General features: G+C 45.4%; 14 protein-coding genes and 1 riboswitch. Of the genes, 5 read left to right on the top strand and 9 right to left on the bottom strand.

The genetic code is table 11. The annotated features are described in order from the left end of the window. Positions 1 to 10: 10 nt before the first annotated feature. Both K5X84_RS05535 and K5X84_RS05530 read left to right on the top strand, forming a co-directional pair. Complete coding sequence (locus K5X84_RS05535; RefSeq protein WP_222236892.1) at positions 11 to 1,564, top strand: peptide MFS transporter; 1,554 nt, start codon at positions 11 to 13, stop codon at positions 1,562 to 1,564. A 67-nt stretch (positions 1,565 to 1,631) separates the two neighbouring features. Beyond that, the gene (locus K5X84_RS05530; protein ID WP_222236891.1) at positions 1,632 to 2,948 is read left to right on the top strand and encodes a M24 family metallopeptidase; all 1,317 of its coding nucleotides are present in this window, start codon (positions 1,632 to 1,634) and stop codon (positions 2,946 to 2,948) included. Here the strand turns inward: K5X84_RS05530 and K5X84_RS05525 are convergent. The 3 genes from K5X84_RS05525 to K5X84_RS05515 form a co-directional block, all read right to left on the bottom strand. After that, a complete protein-coding gene (locus K5X84_RS05525) occupies positions 2,938 to 3,414 on the bottom strand; it encodes a hotdog fold domain-containing protein (RefSeq protein ID WP_222236890.1) in 477 nt (158 codons plus the stop codon). The two genes, K5X84_RS05530 and K5X84_RS05525, sit on opposite strands and share 11 nt — an antisense overlap. A 92-nt stretch (positions 3,415 to 3,506) precedes the next feature. Beyond that, on the bottom strand, positions 3,507 to 5,732 hold the full coding sequence (locus K5X84_RS05520; protein WP_222236889.1) for an NADP-dependent isocitrate dehydrogenase: 2,226 nt from the start codon (positions 5,730 to 5,732) through the stop codon (positions 3,507 to 3,509). Positions 5,733 to 5,821: 89 nt separating this feature from the next. Then, a complete protein-coding gene (locus tag K5X84_RS05515) occupies positions 5,822 to 6,262 on the bottom strand; it encodes a VOC family protein (protein ID WP_222236888.1) in 441 nt (146 codons plus the stop codon). Positions 6,263 to 6,464: 202 nt separating this feature from the next. On the opposite strand from K5X84_RS05515, the gene K5X84_RS05510 reads away from it, so the two are divergent. Beyond that, positions 6,465 to 6,686, top strand: a complete 222-nt coding sequence (locus K5X84_RS05510) for a hypothetical protein (protein ID WP_054487507.1) — start codon at positions 6,465 to 6,467, stop codon at positions 6,684 to 6,686. Here K5X84_RS05510 and K5X84_RS05505 read toward each other — a convergent pair. From K5X84_RS05505 to K5X84_RS05480, 6 genes are all read right to left on the bottom strand, one after another. Further along, the gene (locus K5X84_RS05505; protein ID WP_222236887.1) at positions 6,679 to 7,395 is read right to left on the bottom strand and encodes a M48 family metallopeptidase; all 717 of its coding nucleotides are present in this window, start codon (positions 7,393 to 7,395) and stop codon (positions 6,679 to 6,681) included. The two genes, K5X84_RS05510 and K5X84_RS05505, sit on opposite strands and share 8 nt — an antisense overlap. Further along, the gene (locus K5X84_RS05500; protein WP_054487503.1) at positions 7,379 to 8,206 is read right to left on the bottom strand and encodes an ion transporter; all 828 of its coding nucleotides are present in this window, start codon (positions 8,204 to 8,206) and stop codon (positions 7,379 to 7,381) included. The genes K5X84_RS05505 and K5X84_RS05500 overlap by 17 nt, the downstream gene beginning before the upstream one ends. Positions 8,207 to 8,217: 11 nt before the next feature. Next, positions 8,218 to 9,015 (bottom strand): undecaprenyl-diphosphate phosphatase, encoded by a 798-nt coding sequence (locus K5X84_RS05495; RefSeq protein WP_222236886.1) that lies wholly within the window; start codon positions 9,013 to 9,015, stop codon positions 8,218 to 8,220. A gap of 85 nt (positions 9,016 to 9,100) precedes the next feature. Next, positions 9,101 to 9,481: an HvfA family oxazolone/thioamide-modified RiPP metallophore gene (locus K5X84_RS05490; protein ID WP_054487499.1), complete on the bottom strand. Its 381-nt coding sequence runs from the start codon at positions 9,479 to 9,481 to the stop codon at positions 9,101 to 9,103. A gap of 81 nt (positions 9,482 to 9,562) precedes the next feature. Then, positions 9,563 to 10,903, bottom strand: a complete 1,341-nt coding sequence (gene lysC / locus K5X84_RS05485) for a lysine-sensitive aspartokinase 3 (RefSeq protein WP_222236885.1) — start codon at positions 10,901 to 10,903, stop codon at positions 9,563 to 9,565. Between the two features lie 97 nt (positions 10,904 to 11,000). Then, positions 11,001 to 11,177: riboswitch (Lysine riboswitch) on the bottom strand. Between the two features lie 44 nt (positions 11,178 to 11,221). Beyond that, positions 11,222 to 12,271 (bottom strand): NAD(P)-dependent alcohol dehydrogenase, encoded by a 1,050-nt coding sequence (locus K5X84_RS05480; RefSeq protein WP_222236884.1) that lies wholly within the window; start codon positions 12,269 to 12,271, stop codon positions 11,222 to 11,224. Between the two features lie 136 nt (positions 12,272 to 12,407). On the opposite strand from K5X84_RS05480, the gene K5X84_RS05475 reads away from it, so the two are divergent. Further along, entirely contained in the window at positions 12,408 to 15,320 is a 2,913-nt protein-coding gene (locus K5X84_RS05475) for a ligand-binding sensor domain-containing diguanylate cyclase (RefSeq protein ID WP_222236883.1), read from the top strand. Beyond that, positions 15,317 to 16,192, top strand: coding sequence for an MBL fold metallo-hydrolase (locus K5X84_RS05470; protein WP_222236882.1), 876 nt, complete (start codon positions 15,317 to 15,319; stop codon positions 16,190 to 16,192). The genes K5X84_RS05475 and K5X84_RS05470 overlap by 4 nt, the downstream gene beginning before the upstream one ends.

Genomic DNA, 16,192 nt, shown 5'->3' with positions numbered 1-16,192 from the left:
GATAACAAGAATGGATCCAACAAAAATAGTCGATAAAGATTCAAGCTTTTTCGGACAGCCAGGGGGCTTACAGACCCTGTTCTTTACCGAAATGTGGGAGCGCATGAGCTACTACGGTATGCGCGCGCTACTCGTTTTATTCATGACCGCCAGCTTGCAAGAAGGCGGTATCGCCTTAACTGTTGCCTCTGCAACCGCTATCTACGGCCTATACACCGGTGCGGTCTATTTCATGGGCTTACCCGGCGGTTGGATTGCTGACCGTTTATTAGGCGGTCAGCGCGCAACCTGGTACGGCGGCATCATTATTATGCTGGGACACATTGTCTTGGCCATACCGAGTGAGGCTGGCTTCTTCGTTGGTATGATTTTGGTGGTACTTGGCACAGGTTTATTAAAACCCAACATTACCGCCATGGTTGGTCAGTTATATAGTTCCAACGATGACCGTCGTGATGGTGGTTATACCCTTTATTACATGGGTATCAACATCGGTTCTATCATCGGTTACATCGTTACTGGTTACCTTATGGAAAATGCTGGTTACCATTGGGGCTTTGGGGCCGCAGCTGTCGGTATGGCGTTCGGCCTTATTCAGTACAAACTGACTAAACCTAAACTTGGCGATGTTGGAGCGAAACCGCCTAAACCTCTGGGTCCTAAAGCAGCAAAACGCAGCTGGGGAGTTATCTGGCTCTTATTAGCTGGTTTAGCGGTTTATACATATTTAGCATTAAATAACTACGTTACTTTGGACCCAACGCTGATTGCCGGTAATGTCGCTGTTATTTTCACTGTTATCTTTTTCGTGTATTACCTGTCCATATTCCTGTTTGGTAAGTTGACCAAAGATGAAATGAAGCGACTCGGTGCCCTATTTCTGGTTTGTATTGCCTCAACCATGTTCTGGGCAGGCTTTGAGCAGGCAGGTTCATCGTTCAACCTATTTGCTCGCGACTTAACGGATCGCATGGTCGGTGACTTTGAAATTCCTACAACCTGGTTCCAGTCGCTGAACTCGCTCTTCTTAGTCGCGTTGTCACCGTTTTTCGCTGCGCTTTGGATTAATCTCAGCAAACGCATGATCAATCCATCGTACGGTTTTAAAAGCGCGATTGGCCTTATCATTATGGCGACCGGCTTCATTGTGATGTTCTTTGCGTCGCAAGCGGCGGCTAGCGGCTTAAAAGTAGCACCTTACTGGTTGGTTGCAGTGTACTTTATTCACACCGTTGGTGAGCTTTGCTTAAGCCCGGTAGCGTTGAGTGCAGTCAGTAAACTATCGCCAAAACGTATGGCCGGACAGTTAATGGGCGTTTTCGTTCTGACTTATGCCATGGGTAATGTGATTGCGGGTCTTCTGGCAGGTGGTCTTGACCCGGAAAACCCACAGGCAATGCCTGAACTCTACTGGACCATTTTTGTGTTCGGTGTGAGCGTTGGTGCGGTTGTATTCGTATTAGCTCTGTTTACCCGTAAATGGGAAAAGCTGGCGCCGGACGATGGCGAAGACGAGCACCCGGGTGCAGTTATCGATGCCAACGAGCCCGTTGGTAAGCCTTAATTCACTTCTTTGTGAAAAGCTGATAGAAAGGGACCTTCGGGTCCCTTTTTTATTATCGGTCGCACTTATGCTAAAACAAATTATTTTACTGGTTAGTCTCACCTTTGGCGCGGTATTTTCTACCAACGTATTTGCAGATACTATAAGCCCACTCCCCCTTAAGCAGCGTGCAGAAGTTGTTGATGAGCTTCTTCAGCAGCGCGTGCAAAAACTGCTCCCGGAGCTAATGCGAAAAGCTGACATAGATATGTGGGTATTGATAAGTCGCGAGTACAACGAGGACCCGGTACTTAAAACCTTTCTGCCCAGCGACTGGTTGTCAGCCAGACGAAGAACAATTCTGCTTATCCATGACCCGGGTGAAGATAAGAATCTGGAGACTCTGGCAATAGCCCGCTACGACGTTGGCGAGGTGTTTAAAAGTGCATGGAACCCGGAACAACAGCCAGACCAATGGAAGCGTCTGGCTCAAATTATTGCAGAGCGTAACCCAGCCTCTATCGCAATTAATCAATCAAAAGATTTCGCTCAGGCCGACGGCATTACAGCCACGGATAAAGAGCTTTTTATGGCTGCTTTACCCGATAACCTAGACAGTAAAATTGTGAGTGCTGAACCGCTAGCTGTTTCCTGGCTTGAACAGCGAACAGAAGCAGAACTGCCCTATTATCGGGATGCCGTTAAGCTTGCTCACCAAATTATCGCTGAAGGGTTTTCTGACAAAGTTATTGCAGTTGGTGAAACGACCACAGAAGATCTTCAATGGTGGTTCCGTGAACGTGCGGCACAAGAGAACCTGCCGGTTTGGTTCCATCCTTCCGTGAGTGTACAACGTATCAATGACCCTCAACCAGGGCACCCGCGTTCAACAGGCGTCACCATACAACGCGGCGACTTATTGCATGTAGACTTTGGCATTACCTACCTGCGTTTAAACACCGATACTCAACAACATGCCTATGTTTTACAAGAAGACGAGTCCAACGCACCTGATACCCTAAAACAGGCATTAGCTAATGCCAATCAACTACAAGATATTTTGACAGCCCAGTTTGAAGAGACACGTTCTGGCAACGAAATATTACTTGCAGCGTTAGAGCAAGCTAACGACAAAGGCCTGGAGCCTATGATTTATACCCACCCAATTGGGTATTACGGCCATGGCTCAGGCCCTACCATTGGTATGTGGGATAAACAGCACGCTATACCAGGAGGGGGAGAATACCCATTATTCTCCAATACGGCCTATTCTATCGAGCTTAATAACAAAACCACATTCGAGGATAAAACCATCACCATCATGCTGGAAGAGGATGCATTTTTTGATGGTGACGGTGTTAGCTACTTAAACGGCAGACAGCAGTCCTTTCATCTTATCGACTAGGCTTTTCTGACACATAAATAGTAATGTGTCCGGCGGCTACAACGGTGCCGTCGCTGCGCTTAGCTTCTACCGATATTGGCTGATCGCCCGGTTGCCAGGTGGATTCTGAGCTTGTTGCTTCTATGGTCACATCACTATCGGTTTTGGCCAAATACTGCACATTCATACCTTTCGGCAGCCAACGAAGATGCTTTGGAATAGAAGCTTCAGCTAATGCTCCCATCGCCATTTCCATTCCGTTGCATACCGCAATGGCGTGCACCGTACCAATATGGTTCTGGACTGCTTTTCGTTTCTTAAACGTCAGCTGACAAAGGTTAGGCTTTAATTCAGTAATAAGCGGCTTAATCGTTTTAAAATAAGGCGCTTTTCGGGCAAACATTGCCGAAAAAACCTGACGTCCAAAAGGCATTTTTAAGCAGCGTTCGTACAAATTAATAAGGTAGTTGCTACTGGCCAAAATCATGACTCCAAATAGATTGGTAACAATTTGTCGATATAAAAAAAGCAGGCCGAAGCCTGCTTCTTACACTTATCGCCTAATTTACAGTGTGTAAATTATAAGCTGGCAAGCGTTTCATTTAATACAGAACAAGGGCGCATTGCTGCTGATACCTTATCGGTATTTGGCTGATAGTAGCCACCAATGTCTACTTTAACACCCTGAACCTTGTTCAGTTCATCGATAATGGCCTGCTCGTTACCAGACAGTTTCTCAGACAGTTTACTGAAACGCTCTTTAAGTTCAGCATCGTCGCTCTGGTTAGCCAGCGCTTCTGCCCAATACATTGCCAGGTAGAAGTGTGAGCCACGGTTATCGATTTCACCCACTTTACGTGACGGTGATTTGTTCTCTTCCAGGAACTTAGCCGTTGCGACATCCAGGCTATCTGCCAGAATTTGCGCGCGGTTGTTATCAAAGGTACGGCTTAGGTGCTCAAGAGACGCAGCTAACGCCAAAAACTCACCTAAAGAGTCCCAACGTAAGTGATTCTCTTCAACAAACTGCTGCACGTGTTTAGGCGCTGAACCGCCGGCACCAGTTTCAAACAAACCACCACCGTTCATTAACGGAACAATTGACAGCATTTTCGCTGATGTGCCCAGTTCCAGAATTGGGAACAAGTCCGTCAGGTAGTCACGCAGTACGTTACCGGTAACAGAAATGGTGTCTTTGCCTTCTTTAACACGCTGTAGCGTGTGGCGAGTCGCTTCAACCGGCGCCATGATCTGAATGTCCAGACCATCGGTGTCGTGCTCTTTCAGGTACTCTTCCACTTTCTTAATTAACTGAGCGTCGTGAGCGCGGTTGCTGTCTAACCAAAATACTGCAGGCATGCCGCTTAAGCGTGAACGGTTAACCGCCAGCTTAACCCAGTCACGAATCGGTGCGTCTTTTACCTGACACATGCGCCAGATATCACCTTCTTCAACGTGGTGCTCGAACACAACATCACCGGCTTTGTTAAATACTTTTACTGTACCCTTTGCCGGAATTTCAAAGGTCTTGTCGTGAGAACCATACTCTTCAGCTTTTTGCGCCATTAGGCCAACGTTAGGTACGGTACCCATAGTTGCCGGATCAAAGGCGCCATTTTCTCTACAGAAATTAATGGTTTCCTGGTAAACGCCTGCGTAGCTACGATCCGGGATCATTGCTTTAGCATCTTGTCGGCTGTCGTTCTTATCCCACATTTTTCCAGAATCACGAATCATTGCCGGCATTGATGCGTCAATGATGATGTCACTTGGTACGTGTAGGTTTGTAATGCCCTTATGCGAGTTAACCATTGCCAGTTCCGGCTGTTTTGAATAAACCGCTTCCAGGTCTGATTCAATTTCAGCACGCTTGCCTGAACCAATTTTTTCCAGTTTGTTGTAAAGGTCGCCAATACCGTTACTTGCGTCAAACTCAATTTCTTTCATAACGTCAGCGTGTTTTTCCAATACGTCTTTATAGAAAACACGTACCGCATGACCAAACATAATTGGATCAGAGACTTTCATCATGGTGGCTTTTAAGTGCAGTGACAATAATACGCCCTGCTCTTTAGCAGCTGCAGTTTCTTTCTCAAAGAACGCCTGCAATTGCTTTTTACTCATCGTTGCAGCGTCAACTACTTCACCTGCCAGTACGGGTACCGATTCTTTCAGTACTTTTTGCTCACCGTTGCTCTCAAAAACAATTTTAAATGTATCATCGCCCGAGGAGGTTACCGATTTCTCACTGCTGTAGAAATCGCCGTCGTTCATGTGTGCAACGTGCGATTTAGAATCCTTAGACCACTCGCCCATGCTATGTGGGTGCTTCTTCGCGTAATTTTTTACAGCACTTGGTGCTCGACGATCAGAGTTACCTTCACGTAATACCGGGTTAACCGCACTGCCCTTCACTTTGTCATAACGAGCACGAACGTCTTTTTCTTCATCCGTTTGTGGGTCAAACGGAAAGTCAGGCAGCTTATAACCTTGTTCCTGAAGCTCTTTGATGCAAGCTGTCATCTGCGGGATAGATGCACTGATGTTTGGCAGCTTAATAATGTTTGCTTCCGCTGTCTTCGCCATTTCACCCAGTTCAGCTAAAGCATCTGACTGACGTTGTTCTTCGCTCAGGTATTCCGGAAACTGCGAAATAATACGACCAGCTAAAGAAATATCACGAGTTTCAACTGAAACACCAGCTGCCTTAGTAAATGCTTCAATAAAAGGCAGAAACGAATAGGTAGCAAGGCGCGGCGCCTCGTCCGTTTCAGTATAAATAATCTTTGCTTTATCAGTCGACATAGTCATTCCTATTTATTGGACCAAAGTAAAAATCTATTAGCTTACTTATGTAATTTTGTGGCGCAGATTATAGAGGATCTGGCTCTAAATTACCATTCACCCGTGTTTTCCATAGAGGCCCACGGCTCTTGTGGCGGCAAGTTATCACCTTTTTGCAGCAGCTCTATTGAGATATTATCCGGCGAGCGTACAAAGGCCATGTGCCCGTCTCTCGGAGGCCGGTTAATAATGACGCCGTTATCCATCAGTTTTTGGCACAACTCATAAATATTCTCGACTCGAAACGCTAAATGGCCAAAGTTACGGCCGCCGCTATAAGTTTCCGGGTCCCAGTTGTAGGTCAACTCCATCATCGGCGCCTGTTCTTTTTTAGCGCGCTCAACGTCATCCGGTGCAGCTAAAAAGACTAAAGTGAAACGGCCTTTTTCTACCTCCTTCCTTCTAACTTCCTGCAATCCCAATAAATCACAATAGAAATTCAAAGATTGTTCTAAGTCGTGCACCCGCACCATGGTGTGTAAATATTGCACTTTCTAATCTCCTTCCTGCTCAATAAGGGCTTCAGAACTTCGTTCAATAAGGTCTAAACGGTGTCCAAACCCTTTCTGTCTTCAAAATACGGCTCTGACACCGGCAATGGTTCATCACTGTTCTCTATTTTCTTACCTTTCCTTGATTTAAGTTAAAGATACATTTAATATGCATTTATTAGATGCATTAGGAATGTCTCTTATGAAACCACGTAAACTATTGCAAACCTCTAACACTTCTATGGTGGTGTTTTTATTACTTTCAATCGTTGTTTTTTATCTGGCCTGGTTCCAGGAAGAAAACTTACCTTTGATGCTGTTAGTTTTCTTGCATTTGTCACAGGTAATCTTAGCCGGTTTGTTCAAAGTGGCTTATGTATTTAGATTGATAGCGCAGAATCAATTAGGGGAAGAACTCAGATAAACTCGTTGGTCAGTTTTTTTCGCTCACGCCAGTCAGGAAGAAACTCATCCATGAGTGCGTAAAAGCGCGCGTTATGATAACGCTCAAACAGGTGTGTTAGTTCATGAACCACTACGTACTCAAGGCACTCGACCGGTTTTTTAACCAGTTCCAGATTCAGCCATATCTTTTTGCTGCGTATATTGCAGGTACCCCAGCGGGTTTTCATCGCCCTGATACCGAAACCGCTGCTGTAAACTCCCATTCGCGGTTGCCAGATACCCAGTAAGGCTTCAACTTCGCGGGTAATTTGTTCCCGGTACCAACGATCCAGAACCTGTTTACGCTGAACTGCATCGTAATGTGGCAAAGAAACCAGCTGCAGTTTATTATCGTTCAAGCTAACCGAGGCACCACGCTTTTTAAGTGCAATAGCCAGTGTGTACACTTTTCCCCAGAACTTATGCTCTTCACCTGATACAAACTGAAGTTCTGGCTGTACCGGTTGCATCGCAATTCTTTCCCGTTGCTTTATCAACCAGTCATGACGCTCAAACAACCAGCTTTCAATCTCATTCAACGAGCACTGCTTAGGAGCCGAAACTTCAACATCACCCGAGGGCGCACGCACCCTTAAGTACATATTCTTAATCCGCTTACTCTTAACCGTAACGGGAATATCGTTAATGAGCAGCTTTGCGCTGTATAAATTTTTACCTTCTTTCGGCATCTTGCTGAGCCACTATCAGTTGCTTTAATTCCCGAATTTCCTGCTGTAAATCAGTTATAGAAGGTTCTTTATCTCCGAGCTCTTGAGCCTCATTTTCCTGGCCAAGCTCAACCTTACGACCCTCTTTATCCATGACGTTAATCACAATACCGATAACCATGTTTAAAAACGCAAAAGCAGTCAGGAAAATAAAAGTCATATAGTAAATCCAGCTCCAACCATAAACTTCCATGGTTTCATACTGAATATCCGTCCAGTCTTCAAAGGTCATCACCCTGAACAGCGTAAGCATTGAAGTGGCAATGTTATCCCATAAGAACGGGTTGATGTCGGCGAACAAGTAGCTACCAACTGCCGCATAAATATAGAAGATAATAAACATCAGCAGTACAACGTAACCCATCTGGGGAAGCGCTTTTAGCAAGGAGTTTATTAAGGTTCTAAGCTCAGGAATAATGGATATCATCCTAAGTACTCGGAAAATCCGGACCAAGCGCGCCAGCAAGGCAAGTTCAGAGTCATTGATTGGAATAAGACTGACCAATACGACCAGGGTATCAAACACATTCCAGCCATCTTTAAAAAAGGCTTTTTTATTGTCTTCGGCAATAAAACGAATGGTAATTTCAATTAGAAAAAACAGCGTTATAAAAAGGTCTAAACCATACGTCAGGCTATTAGCAAAAGCGGGTAACTCGTAGGTTTTAGCGCCAATTTCCAAAGCCGAAATAATGATAACGGCAACCACCAGCGCTTCAAAAATCTTGTTACTTTTAAGCTGAAACAACTGCTTTTTAATGTTTTCGTACATAAATTAACGACTCAGAAGAATAATAAGTACAAGACAACCGCCAGGACTAAACGGTAGATAACGTAGGGCCACATACCGAACGCGTTAAGCCACTTCAGGAAAAAGTGAATAGCGGTAATGGCCGTTAAAAACGACACAACGCCACCAACCAAAAAACCTAACCAATCTACGGCAATGGACTCTGAGGCTATGGTTAATAGCTTGATCAACGCAGCAGCAGCGGTAATTGGAATGGCCATAAAAAATGAAAACTTTGAAGCTGACTCTCGGTTTAACCCTAAAAACAAACCCGCGGTTATGGTAGCGCCTGAACGCGAAGTGCCCGGAATCAGTGCTAAAGCTTGGGCAAGTCCAACAATAATCGCATCTTTAAAGCCAATGTCCTGCAAGGTTCTGCTGCCGCGGGCGAAGCGATCGGCAACAGCCAAAAGTACAGCGAAAACAACCGTGGTCGTGATGATAACCCCCACAGCTCTTAGCGCAGTGTCTATGTAATCCAGTAGCAGTATACCCGCAATACAAGCAGGTATAGTTCCAACAACAACAGCCCAGCCTAAGCGGCTTTGTCCGACATGTTGGCGAGCAGCTATAGAACGAAGGCCATCGACAAAGAGTTCAGTGACATCTTTGCGAAAATAGAGAATGACAGCAAGCAAAGTACCGACATGAACGGCGAGATCAAAGCCTACACCTTGATCTTCCCAGCCAGTAAGTATTGGCATCAAAATTAAATGAGCAGAACTGGATATTGGAAGAAACTCGGTTATCCCCTGGATAATGCCAAGGATGATCGATTGTAAGAAATCCATTAAAAATGCTCGCCTTCATTCTGCTCAAATAGAAAGCGAGCATTATAGTCAGTTTCGTCGCTAGAACGAAAGTAAGATTAAGTGATTAAGCGCCACATTTACCTTCGCCGCACTTACCTTCACCACATTTCCCTTCTTCCGACTTTTCTGATTTTTCACCTTTTCTCTCGGCCTTTTCTTTCTTCATTTCTTCGCCGCACTTACCTTCACCGCATTTTCCTTCACCACACTTGCCTTCTTTGGCCTTTTCCTTTCTCTCTTTCATTTCTTCTTTGGATTTTTCTTTCATTTTCTCTTCGCCACATTTTCCTTCACCGCATTTCATTTCTTGTGGTTGAGAAACCTCATAGCCCGAAGAAAGCTCCGTTGCTTCAAAAGGGTTTGCCTGAGCAGCGCCCATGCTCATTGCTGAAGCTACAGATAAGGCCGAAGTAATAGCCAGAGTTTTTGATGTCAGTTGTTTCATAATAATTACCTGAATTTGTTTGTTGGGGTCTCTTTAACTGTAGTTTATTTTTACAATAAATAGACAGTTATTTACATATTATTAACTCAATATTCTATCATGCAAGGTTCGGATCACATTCTCACCCTCACTGTCTTCTACCAGAAAGCAAAGATTATGCTCGCTCGCTCCCTGGCAAATTAAACGCACAGCATAGTCATTCACTGTATTAAAAGTGAGTTGGCTTATATGAGCATCTCGTCCAATGCCGTTTCCAATAATAGCCACCAGCGATAACCCCGTTTCAATTTCTACGCGGCAAAACTGCTCAAGCTCCTCTAAAGCAGCAGCCGGTAATAACGCTTGTCCATTTGCAATGCTTCCGCCTTCATCCAAAGTCAGCGCAATGCTCACTTCTGAGGTTGTGACCAAATCCACACTGACATTATAGCGCGCCAATATTTCAAAAAGTCGCGCCAGGAAACCGCTCGCATGCAACATGCTCAAACTATGAACGGTTACTAAAGTCTGATTCCGGCGAAGTGCAACCGCTCGTACGTCAGGCCGTGTTGTAGGATTTGCGGATATATACGTACCACCGGCGGCTGCATTCTGACTACTGCCAATGAAAACCCGAATTGAGTTTTTTATAGCTGGTGCCAGACTGGATGGGTGCAGAATCTTAGCTCCAAAAGTTGCTAACTCTGCCGCTTCTGAGAAACTCATTTCGGCTATAGCCCGGGCGCTGGAACAGATTCTTGGGTCTGTTGTGTAAATTCCCGCAACGTCCGTCCAAATTTGTAAATCCGTTGCGTTAAAACCTGCTGCTAGCAAGGCGGCACTATAGTCGCTTCCCCCGCGACCTAAAGTCGTTGTCTGAGTTTTATCATCTGAGCCAATAAACCCCTGAGTTACCCACACACACCCGGAGTCCAACTTCTGCTTCTGCTCAAGACAATGTGACTTAGTTGAAACTTCATCCGGTTGCGCCCGGCCAAAAGCGCTGTTTGTTTTCAGCAGTTGCCGCGCATCCAACGTATCCGATAACAAGCCTTGTTCATTTAGAACGCAAGAAAACAAAAGACTCGAGCAACGCTCACCAAAGCTTAATAACTCATCCCGCCAGGCGGCCCAGTTTGCTATTGCTTTTTGACAGTGAGACTCCAGTTCATCATGTAACTGAGACAAGGATAGTTCCAGAGCACCGGAGCTCTTCAGTTTTTGCTGAATAGAGGCATGAATAGTATAAATTTCATTTCGCAGAGATTCTGTTTGCTTACCCTGTTTATCAGCTATTTCTGCCAGCCGATTCGTGACTCCGGCGCAGGCACTAACAACGACCAGACGAATAGAGGGGTTATTCTTAACAATTTGGGCACAGCGTAGCATTGAAGGATAATCGGCAACGCTCGTACCTCCGAACTTAGCAACAGTAAAAGACACAGTTTTTCTCCTGAACATAACAACATAAGTGTTCGGAGAACTCAGGTTTTGCAGAGATAAGTGGCGAGATTAACTTAATAGCCAATAGGCAAATGCAAACACCAGAAGCTCTCCACCCTGAAGGTGACAGTTGTGGGTGTTCAAACCCTGCAACCGGCAACATTGCCGCCAAATGACTATGCTACCTCGGCGTAATACCCCTCCCCTTCGACTCAAACCCGGCTTTGGCAACCTAAGTTCGAAAGTTCCTGGTGTACGCACCTCTTCTTTGTGCAAATTAGACCACGCCCGACAAAGCGTGGTCAATTTATTTACTCACTAAGACTGCTTTAGCGAGTCCATATCAATTACAAATCGATACTTCACATCACCTTTTTTCATCCGTACAAAGGCATCGTTGATGTTCTGGATATCCAGCATTTCAACATCGCAATGAATAGAGTGTTCGGCACAGAAGTCGAGCATTTCCTGTGTTTCAGGAATGCCACCAATTAAGGAGCCAGCAAGTACCCGGCGTTTCATCACCAGCGCTCCGGCTTGTAATGCAGGGTCAACAGGCTCTAACAGACCCACTAGAATGTGCGTACCATCGACTTTCAAACAGTTAATGTACGGATTGAGATCATGCTGTACCGGCACGGTATCCAGTAAAAAATCGAAGGTCTCTGCTGCCGCTTCCATTTGTTTATCATCAGTTGAGATAATCACATGATCTGCGCCTTGCTTTTTAGCTTCGGACACTTTGCTTTCTGAGCGCGTAAAAATAGTGACTTCAGCTCCCATGGCTTTAGCAAATTTAACGCCCATATGCCCTAAGCCACCCATGCCGATGACACCTACCTTGTGCCCTTTTTGCACACCAAAGTGGCGCAATGGTGAATAGGTTGTAATACCGGCACACAGGAGTGGCGCTGCTTTTGCCGGATCCAATTTCTCTGACACCCTAACCACGAAGCGATCACTGACGACTATCTTCTCGGAGTAACCACCATAAGTAATGCTTTTATCGTGTAAATCTTCTCCGTTATAGGTTGGTACCATCCCATTAAGGCAATATTGTTCCAGACCTTTTTCACAAGAAGAGCACTCGCGACACGAGTCAACCATACAGCCAACACCAACTGTGTCTCCCACATTGAAGTCCTTAACATTATCGCCTACTGCCGTGACTTTACCGATTATCTCATGGCCGGGCACAACCGGGTATATGGTGCCTCCCCAGTCATTCTCTGCATAGTGAATGTCAGTATGGCAAACGCCACAATAGGTTATGTCGATAGCAACATCGTCGTTACGTAACTCACGACGTTCTATAGCATGAGGTGCCAACTTAGAATTTTCTGATTGTGCTGCATAGGCTTTCGTCATTTATCGCTCCTTTGAATTATTGTCTCTCACTAATGTACTCATTAACTGATTTTTTAGATTGTAGACTCTAGAGTTATTGCAACCCACTCGGCGACAACATACCATCCAATAATACTGTTTAATAAATAGATGACTTATGAAGTACACACTATTTTCGCTGTTAGCTGTATTTTTCTGCATTAGCTCTCCGGGAAGCTCAGCCGCAGTCTATGAAAAAGAGGCTACTGGTGAACAACGGCCGCTCAACGACTACTTAGTTCGACACTGGGAAACGCGTGATGGATTACCCCACAACTCAGTCAATGAACTTATTCAAGATAACAAAGGGTATCTTTGGCTGGCGACCTGGCAAGGGCCCGCACGCTTTAATGGCCGACGGTTTGATATCTATGACAACTTACGCGAGACCGGCTTACCTGATATAGGAATGTATACTGCCGCCTACAGTGATTGTGATAGCAGCATTTATGTTGCAGGCAGCCGGGGAGGAATAGCCCGTTTCTATGATGGGCACTGGGAAGCACTTGAGTCCGCCCCACCTTTTGTGAACCACTTATTTACTGATGATAACTGTAACCTTTGGGTCTCAACTTCAGAGCTTGGTCTGCTCGTTTATAAAAACAATCAACGCACCGCACAATTTACGACTAACCATGGTCTAAATTCCATGTTTGTCTATGAGTCGCTGGTCGATAGCCAAGGCAACTTGTGGGCAGCCACCAATAAAGGGCTTCAGGTAAAAAAGGTCGGGAAGGCTCGCTTTGAAACTATTACAGCCATTCCTGAGCGGTTAGTCACCGCCCTACTTGAACTGCAAAACGGTACTTTACTGGTAGGCACGGAAAATGGGTTGTATCAGCAAAAGGTAAATACCGAGTTCGAGCGTACACTTCCCGAAATTGACAGAAGAATCAGTACCCTGTTTCAGTCGCCTGACAAACAACTTTGGCTGGGAACCTATCGGGACGGGCTCATTCGCATTAGCGATAAATACGGTATAGAAATTTTCGATACCAGCGAAGGTCTGCCTAATAATCATGTATTGGATATTATTCAAGACAGAGAAGGCAGCTTTTGGGTCTCAACTCACGGTGGACTGGTTCAGTTCAGAGATGCACTTTTTTCGACTTTTACAAAAAAAGACGGGCTTACAGGTAACTATATCAGAGCCTTAGCAGAAAGTGACAAAAGTGAAATCATCGTTGGTTCCAGCAATGGTGTTTCAGTTATCGACGAAACGGGGGTTTCTGCCCTGGCTCCTGACACCTCACTCAACGAGCAGTCCGTATTATCACTGGCTTATGATGATAAACAACAGCTCCACATCGGAACATACACTGACGGCCTTTATATTTGGGACGGAGAGAGAATTGTCCGGCACTTTGACACTAATAACTTATTAAAAGCGGACGAAGTTCGTCAAATTGAGCTTGACCCTAAACTGGGGAAATTCCTGGCTACACCTTTGGGCATTACGCATTTGTACCAAAACTCCGAAGGGCAATGGGTATCCCAACATATTTCTCAAGAAGATGGTTTAACCAATAATTATACGACCTCGTTACATCTCGATAAAACAGGCAGGCTTTGGGCTGGTTCAGCGCGTGGTGTGGTTAGTATTAATATCGTCGCTAAAAATGATGCATTCGATTACCAAATCACTCCTGTTGACTTAACCGAACTGAACAATGCCGAACTGGCTTTTCATATTACCGAGCATTCTGGTTACCTATGGATGGCAACCGATCGCGGACTTATTGCTCATAACCTTAGTAAGAACACTTGGAACATTTTCAACCGTGACCAAGGCTTGCCCTTTGATAACTTTATGTCCGTGGCTTTCGACGGCAATGGCAATCTCTGGCTGGGTTCAAACCGTGGCCCAGTGATGATTGAACATGATTCTTTTACTAAAGTCTTAGCAGGACAGGCAGACAAACTTAATGTTCAGCGCTTCAGTGAAGTCGACGGTCTTGAGAGCGCTCAAATAAACAGTGGTGGTCCATCCATGCTCCAGGCCCGCGATGGCAGTATTTGGCTAGCAACCAGCAATGGGGTTTCAGAGGTTGATCCGAAAACGATTACGGAAATTGGCAACCTTCCTCCTGAGGTTAATATTGAGTCAGTAAAAGCCGACGGTGAAACAGTCATCTTCGGAGAGAAGCTGAGTGCTGAAACGGACCGAATCGTGTTCGAATTTGTTGCTCCCGGTTATCTTATGGCCGAACAAATTGACTATCAGGTACGCCTGGTTGGCTTTGACGAAAATTGGGTGAATAAAAACTCTCTTAACTCTGCAGAGTACACGACCTTGCCGGCCAACGATTATATCTTTCAGGTTCGGGCCAGGTATCCCGGTGGCCAATGGAGTCAACCCGACTATTTTGCTTTCCGGCAGTCGGCTCATATCTGGATGCAGGCATGGTTTTGGATTGTTGCCTCTTTAGCTGTTGCGCTTTTAGCATTGGTTGGCGTAAAAGCACGCCTTAACCAGCATAACCAGACACGGCTGCGACTGGAAAAAATGGTTAAAGAGAAAACAGCTGACTTAGAGACCATGGCACGGCAGGATCCATTAACGAATCTAGGGAACCGCCGCGCCTTTGATGAACGCCTGCAACATGAGCTGAGTCGCTGCAGACGCGACGGAACCTATTTAAGTCTGGCTATCCTCGATGTCGACTACTTTAAGGATGTCAACGACCACTACTTACATACTGTCGGCGATAAGGTGTTGGTAAGAATCGCGGATGTCCTGCGTGATGAGATCAGAGACATTGATTATGTCGCTCGTTGGGGCGGTGAAGAGTTTGCCGTATTAATTACGAACTCAGAGCTTGAAGTCGCTAAGGAAGCCAGTGAACGAATGCGTGAGCGGATAGCTGCAACACCATTCGACGATCTTGTTGAAGACATGAAGATTACCGTTAGTATTGGTGTTGCCAGTAGTTTTCACTATGCTGATCATGCTGGTTTACTCGTTGCAGCTGATCAGGCTCTTTACCAGGCAAAAAGTGCCGGTCGCAACCGAATGGAGTCAAAACCATGAACAAGCATAACTCAATAAACGTTGAAGCTTTTCTTGATAACGACAGTGAAACCTTCAGTTATGTTGTCTTTGATTCGGATGAAAAAGATGCCGTTATTATCGACCCCGTGCTCGACTTTGATTACCCCTCGGGTAAAACTTGTACTAACGGCGCACAACGCATTTTAGACTTTGTTCACACAAACAGTCTAAATGTTGCCTGGATACTGGAAACGCATGCGCACGCTGACCACTTAAGTGCCGCTCCTTTTTTAAAAAAGCAACTCAATGCGCCTATCGCCATCGGCGAACATATTACGGATGTGCAAAAAATATTTAAGCAAATCTATAATCTTGAAAAAGAGTTTCTGCCTAATGGGGAGCACTTCGATAAACTGTTAAGTGACGGAGAGACCTTTCAGGTAGGGTCAATGAATTTCCGTGTAATACATACACCAGGTCACACACCTGCTGATATTGCTTACGTTGTGAATGAAAACAAGGTTTTTGTGGGTGATACATTATTTAACCCAGACGTCGGAACTGCTCGCTGTGACTTCCCCGGAGGCAGTGCCAATACTTTGTATCAATCTATTCAAAAGCTTTTCCAACTGGACGGTACAACGGACGTTTACATTTGCCACGACTACCCTCCCGAGGGGCGCGAGCATCAATGTAAAACCACGATACAAGAACAAAAACAAAACAACATCCATGTCGGCGGACAAGCCAGCGAAGAACAGTTTGTAAAATGGAGGGAAGAGCGCGATGCAACACTGGATATGCCGCGACTTATCATTCCTTCCATTCAAGTTAATATTCGTGCGGGTCAAATGCCCCCGGCAGAAAGCAATGGTACTGTTTACCTAAAAGTCCCTTTGAACCGTTTATAA

Source organism: Idiomarina abyssalis (genome assembly GCF_019797805.1).
GTDB classification, from domain to species: domain Bacteria; phylum Pseudomonadota; class Gammaproteobacteria; order Enterobacterales; family Alteromonadaceae; genus Idiomarina; species Idiomarina abyssalis.
This window is presented reverse-complemented; position numbering and strand designations above follow the sequence as displayed.

Excerpts from the sequence above, each read along its gene's own strand:
- K5X84_RS05490 (WP_054487499.1), bottom strand. The coding sequence starts at position 9,481 with ATGAAACAACTGACATCAAAAACTCTGGCTATTACTTCGGCCTTATCT.
- K5X84_RS05500 (WP_054487503.1), bottom strand. The coding sequence starts at position 8,206 with ATGTACGAAAACATTAAAAAGCAGTTGTTTCAGCTTAAAAGTAACAAG.
- K5X84_RS05535 (WP_222236892.1), top strand. The coding sequence starts at position 11 with ATGGATCCAACAAAAATAGTCGATAAAGATTCAAGCTTTTTCGGACAG.
- K5X84_RS05525 (WP_222236890.1), bottom strand. The coding sequence starts at position 3,414 with ATGATTTTGGCCAGTAGCAACTACCTTATTAATTTGTACGAACGCTGC.
- K5X84_RS05510 (WP_054487507.1), top strand. The coding sequence starts at position 6,465 with ATGAAACCACGTAAACTATTGCAAACCTCTAACACTTCTATGGTGGTG.
- K5X84_RS05530 (WP_222236891.1), top strand. The coding sequence starts at position 1,632 with ATGCTAAAACAAATTATTTTACTGGTTAGTCTCACCTTTGGCGCGGTA.
- K5X84_RS05480 (WP_222236884.1), bottom strand. The coding sequence starts at position 12,271 with ATGACGAAAGCCTATGCAGCACAATCAGAAAATTCTAAGTTGGCACCT.
- K5X84_RS05470 (WP_222236882.1), top strand. The coding sequence starts at position 15,317 with ATGAACAAGCATAACTCAATAAACGTTGAAGCTTTTCTTGATAACGAC.
- K5X84_RS05495 (WP_222236886.1), bottom strand. The coding sequence starts at position 9,015 with ATGGATTTCTTACAATCGATCATCCTTGGCATTATCCAGGGGATAACC.
- K5X84_RS05475 (WP_222236883.1), top strand. The coding sequence starts at position 12,408 with ATGAAGTACACACTATTTTCGCTGTTAGCTGTATTTTTCTGCATTAGC.
- K5X84_RS05520 (WP_222236889.1), bottom strand. The coding sequence starts at position 5,732 with ATGTCGACTGATAAAGCAAAGATTATTTATACTGAAACGGACGAGGCG.
- K5X84_RS05505 (WP_222236887.1), bottom strand. The coding sequence starts at position 7,395 with ATGCCGAAAGAAGGTAAAAATTTATACAGCGCAAAGCTGCTCATTAAC.